We start from the raw sequence: 10,248 nt of genomic DNA, 5'->3' as shown, positions 1-10,248 counted from the left end.
CCAAGCGTCGTTAGTGGCGGTAGGAAAGCGGTGCTCGGGCGCCAGCCGGTAGTCCAGTGACACCACCATGCAGCCCGCCAGGCGCGCCAGTTCACGGCAGAGGATGTCGTGCGTGGCAATGTTGCCAATGGTGAAGCCGCCGCCGTGCATGTACAGCAGCAGCGGCAGCCCGGCATCGGCCGAGGGGGCGTATAGCCGGGCTGGCACAGCGTACCCATCACGCGCCGGTATGAGCAGCTCCTCCACGCGCGCCAGCGCCGCCTTGGGCACCTCCAGCACATCGGCGCCCGCCTGGTAGGCAATGCGCGCATCCTGGGGCGAACGGCTGTGCAGCGGGGCGTGCCCCGCGCGGGCCATGCGTTCGAGCACGCTGCGCATCTGGGGGGTCAGGCGGGTGTGGTGAATGTGCAGATCGGTCAACGGTCAGGGTCTCGGCAACGGGAGAACAGGTGAAACAGCCCGCAGCATGCGGGCAAAGCTTGGGTCGCTCCTTACTTGAAGGTCACGCGCACGGGTGCGGCGCCTGGCAGGCCGTCGTAAGTGGCCGTCACGGCCAGGCCTGCCTTGGGCGGCAGCAGGGGCGAGAACGAGCCCAGGCTGATCAGGTCGCCCGGCTGCATTGACAGCCCTTCCTGCGCCAGCGCACCGGCCAGCCATACCACGGCATTGAGCGGGTGCTCCAGGATGTCGCTGCCCTTGCCGCCACCCAGGCGCGCACCCGCACCATCGGTCAGCAACACATTCATATCGGCCAGTGCCTTGAGCATTGCGAAGCGCTCGCCGCGGTAGGCAGGTACGGCAATGGGTGCACCCGCCACGCCCATTCGGGCGCCCACGTTGATGGCCGTCACACCCGCGCCGTTGAGCTTGGGCGGCGCCTGCACCATCAGGTCGGGCAGCTCGATGAACGGAATGATCTGGTCCACCGCGTCCAGCACCTCCATGGGGGTCTTGGCATGGTTGATGGCGGCGCTCTTCACCCGCACCAGCATGTCGGCCTCGTACAGCGGGCGGGCGCCAAAGGCGGCATCCACCGTGGCGCCGCTCGGCAACACCATGCCCTCGTAGAGCTTGCCCCACACCGGCTTGTCGGTGTTGAAGCGCTTTTGCACCGCAGGGTTGGTCAGGCCGGCCTTGTAGCCAATCACCCTGCCCAACCGTTGCGCCAAAAGCGCGTTGACTTTGCCGCGGGTGCAGGCGCCATCGGCGTCCGACAGATTCTCGGGATTGGCGGCCGGGGTCTTGGCGACGTAGCTGGCCACCATGTCGGCGGCCTGCGCCTCGGTCAGGCACTGCGCCTGCGCGCTTGTCACGAATGCGACGGCAAAGCCGGCCGCCATCAGGGTTTGCTTCGTATTCATTCGAGTCTCCTGCTTATAAAGTAGTCCACCACCGAGAACTTGATCTCAGCCGGCGAGCTATCGTAATCGCTGACCCTCTCATTCACACAATCTCTTACACCATGGCTTTCATCTACTACGTCACCCAGATCCAGTTTGAATTCGGCGCGGTCAAGCTGCTCAAGCAGGAATGCGAGCGCGTCGGCATCACGCGCCCGCTGGTCGTGACGGACGCCGGGGTAAAAGCCGCTGGAGTGCTGCAAAAAGCGCTGGACGCCCTGCCCGGCATGACCGTGACCGTGTTTGACCAGACGCCGTCCAACCCCACTGAAGCCGCCGTGCGCGCGGCCGTGGAGATGTACAAGGCCCAGGGCTGCGACGGCCTGATTGCCGTGGGTGGCGGCTCGGCCATCGACTGTGCCAAAGGTATTGCGATTGCCGCCACGCACGAAGGGCCGCTGACCCACTACGCCACCATCGAAGGCGGCTCGCCCCGCATCACCGACCGCGCGGCGCCGCTGATTGCCGTGCCCACCACAAGCGGCACCGGCAGCGAGGTGGCTCGCGGCGCCATCATCATCGTGGATGACCATCGCAAGCTGGGTTTTCATTCGTGGCACCTGGTGCCCAAGACCGCCATCTGCGACCCCGAACTCACGCTGGGTCTGCCGCCCATGCTCACGGCCGCCACGGGCATGGACGCGATTGCGCACTGCATGGAGACCTTCATGTCTGCCGCGTTCAACCCCCCGGCCGACGGCATTGCGCTGGACGGCCTCACCCGTGGCTGGGCACACATCGAGCAAGCCACCAAAAACGGCAGCGACCGCGACGCGCGCCTGCACATGATGAGCGCCAGCATGCAAGGCGCCATGGCCTTCCAGAAGGGCCTGGGTGCCGTGCACTCGCTCAGCCATAGCCTGGGCGGCGTGAACCCGCGCCTGCACCATGGCACGCTCAACGCCATGTTTCTGCCCGCAGTCATCCGTTTCAACGCCACCGCCGAATCGGTGCAGAAGGAAAAGCGCCTGGAACGCATGGCCCATGCCATGGGCCTGGCCAGCGCGGGCGACATCCCCGAAGCCATCCGCGAGATGAACGCCCGCCTGGGCCTGCCCACCGGCCTGGCCGCGATGGGCGTCACGGATTCAATGTTCGACGACATCATCAAAGGCGCCATGGCAGACCACTGCCACAAGACCAATCCACGCGTTGCGACGCCCGACGAGTACCGGGACATGCTGACGCAAGCGCTGTAGCCAACGGCCTTATCGCGCTCACTCGGGCCGCCCAGCTCTAGAGGCACTGCACCGGCGCATGCGGCCGGACAGGGATGTGGTGCCGGTCTGGCCGACCAAGCCGACCTGTCGCGCACTCTCCCCTTCACTCGCCTTGCGCATAAACCTTGCAACAGCCTTTCGAGCGCTTACAAAACGTCACACATCTGCAACGACGCAGGATTGCGCTACCTCGGCGCGGGCTTCGCGTCTACCTACACGCTAGACTCCCGTCCAGTCAACAATTAATTAACAATTCATTACCCTGGGGATATTGGGGAAGGGCCTGTATCGATGCGCACCAGAAATCTCAGTACATGGCTCCTTCGGGGCACCTATCCCCGTCTGTATCTGCCGATTGTGCTGATCATTCTGGTCGTCACGGGCGTGCGCTACCACTACCTGCTGGCGGCAGAAACCAATGAAGTGCGCCGCCATGCAGCCACCGAGCTGCAGAGGGCGGGAAACGTCCTTCTGCCGCTCTTGACAGCTCTGCCCGCTAACGCCGACGCCGATTCGGTGACCGCTCTCTTGCGCCCCGGCGCGGCCGATCTGGCACGCAATGTGCGAACTCTCAAATGGCAAGCGGGCGAACAAACCGCGGTCGAGGTGACTGTACCCCTTGGCACTAACGTCATCACTGCGCCCGACTGGTTCGTACGATGGGTGAACCTGGCGCCCCCCGTCCAACAGTTCGCCCACACAGCGCCCGACCGGCAAACCGCGCGCCTGACCGTCACCCTGCACACAGAGCCTTATGTCCAGGACATCTGGAGCACGGTGGTGGTGCAGGCGCGCATATCGGCGCTCAACATCCTCACCATCCTGGTGTTGCTGACCCTGTTGCTGCGCGCCAATGCCCGCATGCTGCGGCGCTTGGCCGATGCTACGGACGCCTTCCGCCAAGGCCACCTGGGCACGCGCATGCAAGAGACAGGCACGCTTGAATCGCGCGCCATGGCCGCCACGTTCAACGACATGGCGGGCAAGATCCAGTCGCTGGTGCTTTCGCTGCGCAATACGCAGCAAATGCAAAGCGAGCAGCTGCATTTCACGCGGCAGCTGATTGACGCACTGCCGCTACCAGTGTTCGTGCGCGATGTAGACGGCACGTATCTGGACGCCAACCGCGCATGGCAGCAGCTGTTTCAGGCGCCGCCCGGTGCCAGCGCCGGGCATTCCGGCACTACTGCCCCTGCCTACCCTGAAGAGCTGTCACCCCAACGCTCCAGCCAGATTGCACAGGCGCAGAACAACGAGATTCACATTCAGCGGGCCCAGAGCGCACCGCTGGACATGGCGTATTACGAAGCGCCGTTCACCAACACCAGCGGCGCACTGGCAGGCACCATCGGCACCTTGGTCGACGTGACCGAGCGCAAGCGCGCCCAAGAGGCTCTGCGCGCAGAAAAAGAACGCGCCGAAGTCACGCTGGCCTCTATTGGCGACGGCGTGATCACCACAGACCTGGCTGGGCGCATCGAAAGCCTCAACGAAGCAGCCCAGCTCATGACCGGGTTCACCGCCCAGCAAGCCGCAGGGCTTCAACTCGACAGCGTGTTTCGCCTGTATGAAGAGCCCGCCAGCCGCACCGCCAATGCAGCAGCTGCAGCGCCTGAACGCGATAGTCAGCCGGGCGCGCTGCAGCAGGCCACCTATGAGGTGCTGATCCACCGCTCCGGCGAACGCTACGCCATCGAGTACACCGCCTCACCCATTCGCAAGGGCGACGGCATCGCCGTGGGCTGCGTGCTGGTGTTCCGCGACGTGACCGAAACCCGCAACCTGCGCCACCAGATTTCGTGGCACGCCCGGCATGACGCCCTGACGGGTCTCCATAACCGCGCCGCTCTGGCCGAACGCTTGACCCATGCCATCTTTGTGGCCCGCAACAAAGGCCTGCTGCTGGCAGTGTGCATGCTGGACCTGGACCATTTCCAGGCGGTGAACGACACCTACGGCAACCGCTTGGGCGACCGCCTGCTCAAAGAGACCGCACGCCGCCTGGGCGCCTTTGCCACGGCCAGCGACGCCGTGGCCCGCATGGGTGGCGATGAGTTTGTACTGCTGATGGGCGAACAAGCCGATGTGCAGACCATCAAGGCCCGGGTTGCCGTGCTGATGGAGCAACTCGCCGCCCCCTACGCCATTGACGACCGCGTGCTGAACACCACCGTGAGCATTGGTGTGGCCGTGTTTCCACAAGACGACGCCAACCCAGACACCCTGCTGCGCCACGCCGACCAGGCCATGTGCCAGGCCAAGAGCTTTGGCCGCAACCAGATGCACGTGTTCGATGTGCAGCATGACCACGCCGTGCAGACCCAGCACACACGCCAGACCCGCATCGCGCAGGCCCTGCACGCGGGCGAGCTGGTGCTGCACTACCAGCCCAAGGTCAACCTGCGCACCGGGCAGATCCTGGGCCTCGAAGCCCTGCTGCGCTGGCAGCACCCCGAACAAGGACTGCTGGGCCCGCAGCATGTGCTGCCGCTGATCGAAGACATCGACCTGGTGGTGGAACTGGGCGAATGGGTGCTGCGCCAGGCCCTGGCCCAGATGCGGCAATGGACCGACGCGGGCATGTTGTGGGAGGTCAGCGTGAACATTGCCGCCCCCCACTTTCACCGCCCAAACTTTGTTCAGCGCCTCAAGGACATCCTGCACACCTGCCCCGAGGTGTCGCCCACCCGGCTGGAGCTGGAGATTCTCGAATCCGCGGCGCTGGAAGACATGCAGTACATGCGCCGCATGATGCAAAGCTGCCAGGCGCTGGGCGTGCGTTTTGCGCTGGACGACTTTGGCACCGGGTTCTCATCGTTGTCTTACCTCAAACGCCTGCCTGCCGAGACGATCAAGATCGACCAGTCCTTTGTACGCGGCATTCTCGAAGGCGGCGACGACCTCACCCTGGTCAGCGCCATCGTGGCCCTGGCTGCAGCGTTCAACCGCCACGTGGTGGCCGAAGGCGTTGAAACGCCCGAACAATGCGCAAAACTGCTGGAGCTGGGGTGCGAGCGGGCGCAAGGTTTTGGCATTGCGCGGCCCATGCCGGCGCAGGAGGTGATGGGCTGGGCACGCAGCTATCAAAAGAGCCAGGCGAGCCGGTCGAGCAGCGAATTCGCCCCCAAGGCCAGGCTATGAGCAGGCCCGATGGCCCGTGAGCCCGCCGCCCTGCCCGCCCGTCAACTCATTGACTGCATTTCTCGCAATAGTAGAAATACACGTCCGCTTCCTGGCCATTAACGATGGGGGAAACATAGGCCGTATTGCTTCTGGCAGCGAATGAAATATTGACCGAGCGGCCATCATTAAAAACAACGAGCACATTCTGGCTTGTGCATTCTCCATGCTCGCCGTAGTAGTTCATCAAGGAAATCTGTGATATCGGTATCGCATTCTTCAGAAATGATCTGACTCTTGCCGTTGTCAACTGCCGGCCACCATGGGAAGTACAGATCTTATTGTCCGAGTCATAGTATTTCGAGCCTGTGATATGGATGCGCTTCACAGTGCCAAATGAATAGGACCTTGCTGTATTTCTTTTGCAATCCTCTTGCTCATCAGGCAGGGCCATTGCCGCACACGGGTCTTGTGACGTATTGTTGGCCGCAGCTGAATCAGACGATGCATTTTTAGCCCCGACAACCCCGGAATAAGAAAACACCGAAATGGCAGTGATCAGGAGCAGTAAAAATCTCTTTACTCCCATACTGCCGTACTCGCTTCCGTTGGGTTCTTTCTGCTGACCGTAGGGTGACGAAAAACTTCCTGCGTGGGTATGGTCAACGTACTTGCCAACTCTCCCACCAACCACGCCAGGGAAATATTCTGGGCCGTGGTTACGCTTTCGTATACGGCATTCTGGTTGAAGTAAGCCTCTTTCTGCTTCGCTGTGGCATTGGCTGGTGCGGCTTTCCCAGGGGGCAGCATGGGTTTTCCCACAATCTCGATGCCTAAGCTGTCCGTATTCGAAGGGTAGCGTCCCGGAACTGACTTTTGCATTTCTATCTGGTGCATGCGCGCCACGGCAGCTGTCTGAGGAAACTGTTTTGATTTTCCAAAATCAGCGGGGCGGCATGTGTACTCCTCCAGGCACCGGGCCCGCAGCGATCCCACATGATTGGTTCTTTTGTGCAAGGAGGCCGTCTGATAAATGGTTCCATCCTTATCAATAAGAAAATGGGCTCCATTTGCATTGGCGTTCGAGTAACTATTGAATGCACTGGTTGCCCGATCAGATCCTGTCTGGTGCACGATGATGCCTTTGACCTGAATCAGCGGTTGCCTCTCAATTTGTACATGCCGCTTGGGCCTTACACGCGCATGAATCACCATGCCCTGATCGTCAATGGACAACATCCCAGTTCCTCTTGAAGAGTTTGATTCAAGGGAGTCTAAGATTGATATCGGTGCATTCTCTCTGGTCACCTGCAACACTCAGTGCGTTTTGCAAGCCAATGTTTCGCCAAATCCGACTTGAAGGCAAAACGCATGCTGGCCGGAGACACGCCATCCCTCTCTATAACGGCTGCACCGCAGCCATATCCGGCCGCTCCAGCCAATCAGCCCACTCATCCACCAATTGCTGGCTCGCCTGTGTCGCTGCCAGCCACGCCTTGGCGCGGGCGGCGCTGTCGGTGCCGTAGTGGGTGAAGTCGTTGCGGTCAGGCAGCTTGGCGTTGGGCAGGCTGCGCACCCAGTCGGGGTGCGGCGACAGCACCACCATGTTGTCGAGCGCTGACGTGGATTTGTGGCGCCACTTGAGGCTTTTGTCCAGCCAGCCGGGCACGACGCGGTGCTGAAAGTGGGGGTAGAGCACGATGCCTGCGGAGGCCTTTTCGGTGTCCGCCGCACACATTTTTGAGTCTTTTTGGCTGCTAGCGCTTATTGGATAAGCGCTAGCAGCTATCATTTTTGAACTATCTTCCAGCTGCTTCCCATAGGCCAGGTGCAGGTGATAGTCGGTAATGCCGCCATCCCAGTAAGCGCCCGGTGGTGCCCCTGGAATGTTGTGCACGGCCTGCAAAACAAAGGGTATGGAGCAACTGGCCTGCAGTGCCTGCATGAAGTTGCCCGCGTTAAGCCCGACCTGCCGGGTGCGGTAGTCTGTGGTGGCAAATGGCAGGGCCGCACCGGACGAGGAGAACACCACCCGCTCCAGCCAGGCACCCATGGCCTTGCGATGCACGGTATTAGTCAAAAACGCCCCCAGGTACCCCAGAGGTGTAGCCACTCCATGCTCGCGGCCCAACAAGTGTCGCCCACGCGATGTGACGATGTGCAAGCGAAAGCGTGGATGGCTCAGAACCTCATCCACACGCCCGCCATAAAACGCCTGCAGGTTCTGCCCGAACCGCTCGCTCACATGCGCGGCAGTGGGGCGCTTTTTGCCGGGCGGCGGGTCGTAGTGTTGGTGGACGTAGTCATGCTCCAGCCGCTCAAACGCGGCCACCGACTCGTTCAGGCAGGCGGTAGCCATGCGCCAGGCGCCAATCGACGCACCCACAAGATGAACCGGCTGATCGGACTGGGGCAACCAGTGGCCAAAGATGAACCGGTCCAGCGGCCCGAGGATGAGGCCCTTGGGGCCCCCTGCGGCGGCGGGGATCACCCCCACATCGGACGGCTGCAGGCCGTGTTGTTCCAGGTGTTGGCGGGCACGGGGGCCAGCATGGATGCGCAGGGCTTTCATCTGCGGCATTGTCGCAGCGCCATGGTGCGACACGGAATGTGCGAAGCAACGTGGCGTGCCGCTTTCAACGCGGTGCACCACCCTGCGCGGGTTACACCACGTAGTCCGCTGCTTCGGGCTTCGCTGTCCAGTCGATGGGGTCTTGCTGCAGCACCATGTCGATGTCCAGCCCCAGTGGCAACCCGACTTCGCCTGGGAAGGACACCGCCAGCTCCTTGTCGCTCAGTTCCGCTTCGCGGGCGCGGGCGCGCCAGGCGGCCAGGTGGATGACCCCGGCCAGCGGTTCGTAGACGTTGTTTTCAAACGGCGCGCCCTGATACTGCAAGGCGTCAATCACGACTTCGGGCAGCTGCCAGCGGCGTGCACACCCGGCAGTCACGTGGCCATAGCTGTAGCCAAAAATGCGCTGCTCGATCTTGTCGCGCCGCAGGTCGAACGGTGCCACGAGCGTGTTCACGGCCTGGGCTTTTTCAGGATCGGCCAGGTGGATCACCAGCTCGCCCACCGCATGCAGCAGGCCCGCCGTGTACGCCGCAATCTGGTTCTGGTGGACGATGCCCGCCAGCGAGCGCGCGAGCTTGGCGGTGTTCAGGCTGTAGCGCCAGAACTGCTGCATGTTCACGCCCGGCACCGACCGGGACGTAGTACCCAGCGGGGCCGAGGTGACCAGCGCACGCACCTGGGCCGTGCCCAAAAGTGCCAAGGCTTCGGGTATGCCCGCAATTTGTCGGGGCAACTGAAAGGTGGGGGAGTTGGCCAGCTCCAGCAAACGGGCCGCCAAGGCCGGGTCAGAGCCGAAGAGCTGGTTCAGTCGACGCAGGCTGGGCTCAGGGTGGGCCAGCTCGCTCATCAGCAGCGCCACGGCGCGCGGAAGGCTGGGCAGAGCCACTGGTTGGGCCAGCAGTGCGTTCAACTCCATAGGGTGTGGGCGCCAGAGGTTTCGTTGCGGCGATTATGACCCCCGCAACATCCCGCTCGCTATCGGTTCTTTGCCTGTTGCAACTTCGCAAACGCCGAGGCCATCGCCGACTGTTGCACGGGCTCGGGCCCACGGCGTGGCGCCTGCTGGTAGCCCCGCGCTGCGCCCTCAAAACGGTTGCCTTGCGGGGCGCCGCGATCACCACTTTGGCGCGGTGGCGCGTCACCCAGCTTCATCGACAAGCCGATGCGCTTGCGCTCCACATCCACTTCCATGACCTTGACCTTGACGATGTCGCCGGTCTTGACCACTTCGCGCGCGTCGGTCACGAACTTGTGGCTCAGTTGGCTCACATGCACCAGACCGTCCTGGTGCACGCCCAGGTCGATGAAGGCGCCGAACTGGGCCACGTTGCTCACCGTACCCTCCAGAATCATGCCTTCCTTCAAATCCTTGATGTCTTCCACGCCGTCGTTGAAACGCGCCACCTTGAAGTCCGGGCGCGGGTCACGGCCTGGCTTTTCCAGCTCTGTCAGGATGTCCTTGACGGTGATGACACCGAACTTGTCGTTGGAAAACAGCTCGGGCTTGAGGGTCTTGAGCATGTCAGCTCGGCCCATCAGCTCAGCCACGGGCTTGCCCGTCGTTTTCATGATCTGCTCGACCACGGGGTAGGTCTCGGGGTGCACGCCGGTCATGTCCAAGGGGTTGTCGCCACCCCGAATGCGCAAGAAACCCGCGCTCTGCTCAAACGTCTTGGCGCCCAGGCCCGCCACGTCCATGAGCTGCTTGCGGCTTTTGAATGCGCCGTTGGCCTCGCGCCAGCGCACCACCGCCTTGGCCACGCTGCCCGACAGGCCGGACACGCGACTCAATAGCGGCACGCTGGCCGTGTTCAGGTCCACGCCCACCGAGTTCACGCAGTCTTCCACCACCGTGCCCAGGGTGCGGGCCAGCTCGCTCTGGTTCACATCGTGCTGGTACTGGCCCACGCCAATGCTCTTGGGGTCGATCTTC

General features: G+C 62.7%; 9 protein-coding genes. 2 read left to right on the top strand and 7 right to left on the bottom strand.

The annotated features are described in order from the left end of the window. A partial coding sequence (locus ACK4OE_RS23690) for an alpha/beta hydrolase fold domain-containing protein (RefSeq protein WP_409888711.1) occupies window positions 1–378 on the bottom strand: 378 nt, incomplete at its 3' end. Window positions 379–491: 113 nt separating this feature from the next. Beyond that, on the bottom strand, window positions 492–1,361 hold the full coding sequence (locus ACK4OE_RS23685; RefSeq protein ID WP_409888709.1) for a 2-keto-4-pentenoate hydratase: 870 nt from the start codon (window positions 1,359–1,361) through the stop codon (window positions 492–494). Window positions 1,362–1,462: 101 nt separating this feature from the next. Between ACK4OE_RS23685 and ACK4OE_RS23680 the strand changes: the two genes are divergently transcribed. Together ACK4OE_RS23680 and ACK4OE_RS23675 are read left to right on the top strand one after the other, a co-directional pair. Then, complete coding sequence (locus ACK4OE_RS23680) at window positions 1,463–2,599, top strand: iron-containing alcohol dehydrogenase (RefSeq protein ID WP_409888708.1); 1,137 nt, start codon at window positions 1,463–1,465, stop codon at window positions 2,597–2,599. Between the two features lie 312 nt (window positions 2,600–2,911). Next, entirely contained in the window at window positions 2,912–5,761 is a 2,850-nt protein-coding gene (locus tag ACK4OE_RS23675; RefSeq protein ID WP_409888706.1) for an EAL domain-containing protein, read from the top strand. Window positions 5,762–5,807: 46 nt separating this feature from the next. On the opposite strand, the gene ACK4OE_RS23670 is transcribed toward ACK4OE_RS23675, so the two are convergent. The 5 genes from ACK4OE_RS23670 to ACK4OE_RS23650 form a co-directional block, all read right to left on the bottom strand. Next, window positions 5,808–6,284, bottom strand: coding sequence for a hypothetical protein (locus ACK4OE_RS23670; RefSeq protein ID WP_409888704.1), 477 nt, complete (start codon window positions 6,282–6,284; stop codon window positions 5,808–5,810). A 35-nt stretch (window positions 6,285–6,319) separates the two neighbouring features. Next, a complete protein-coding gene (locus ACK4OE_RS23665) occupies window positions 6,320–6,979 on the bottom strand; it encodes an N-acetylmuramoyl-L-alanine amidase (RefSeq protein ID WP_409888702.1) in 660 nt (219 codons plus the stop codon). 160 nt (window positions 6,980–7,139) lie between these two features. After that, the gene (locus ACK4OE_RS23660; protein WP_409888700.1) at window positions 7,140–8,312 is read right to left on the bottom strand and encodes a patatin-like phospholipase family protein; all 1,173 of its coding nucleotides are present in this window, start codon (window positions 8,310–8,312) and stop codon (window positions 7,140–7,142) included. A 91-nt stretch (window positions 8,313–8,403) separates the two neighbouring features. Then, window positions 8,404–9,231: an HDOD domain-containing protein gene (locus ACK4OE_RS23655; RefSeq protein ID WP_409888698.1), complete on the bottom strand. Its 828-nt coding sequence runs from the start codon at window positions 9,229–9,231 to the stop codon at window positions 8,404–8,406. 59 nt (window positions 9,232–9,290) lie between these two features. After that, window positions 9,291–10,248 (bottom strand): helix-hairpin-helix domain-containing protein (locus ACK4OE_RS23650; protein ID WP_409888696.1); only part of this gene is annotated, 958 nt, incomplete at its 5' end.

Source organism: Acidovorax sp., from assembly GCF_046314175.1.
Taxonomy (GTDB): Bacteria; Pseudomonadota; Gammaproteobacteria; order Burkholderiales; family Burkholderiaceae_C; genus Acidovorax.
The sequence above is the reverse complement of the archived record's forward strand: the minus strand, read 5'-3'. Positions and strand labels throughout refer to the sequence as shown.

Excerpts from the sequence above, each read along its gene's own strand:
- ACK4OE_RS23685 (WP_409888709.1), bottom strand. The coding sequence starts at position 1,361 with ATGAATACGAAGCAAACCCTGATGGCGGCCGGCTTTGCCGTCGCATTC.
- ACK4OE_RS23680 (WP_409888708.1), top strand. The coding sequence starts at position 1,463 with ATGGCTTTCATCTACTACGTCACCCAGATCCAGTTTGAATTCGGCGCG.
- ACK4OE_RS23675 (WP_409888706.1), top strand. The coding sequence starts at position 2,912 with ATGCGCACCAGAAATCTCAGTACATGGCTCCTTCGGGGCACCTATCCC.
- ACK4OE_RS23665 (WP_409888702.1), bottom strand. The coding sequence starts at position 6,979 with ATGTTGTCCATTGACGATCAGGGCATGGTGATTCATGCGCGTGTAAGG.
- ACK4OE_RS23660 (WP_409888700.1), bottom strand. The coding sequence starts at position 8,312 with ATGAAAGCCCTGCGCATCCATGCTGGCCCCCGTGCCCGCCAACACCTG.
- ACK4OE_RS23655 (WP_409888698.1), bottom strand. The coding sequence starts at position 9,231 with ATGGAGTTGAACGCACTGCTGGCCCAACCAGTGGCTCTGCCCAGCCTT.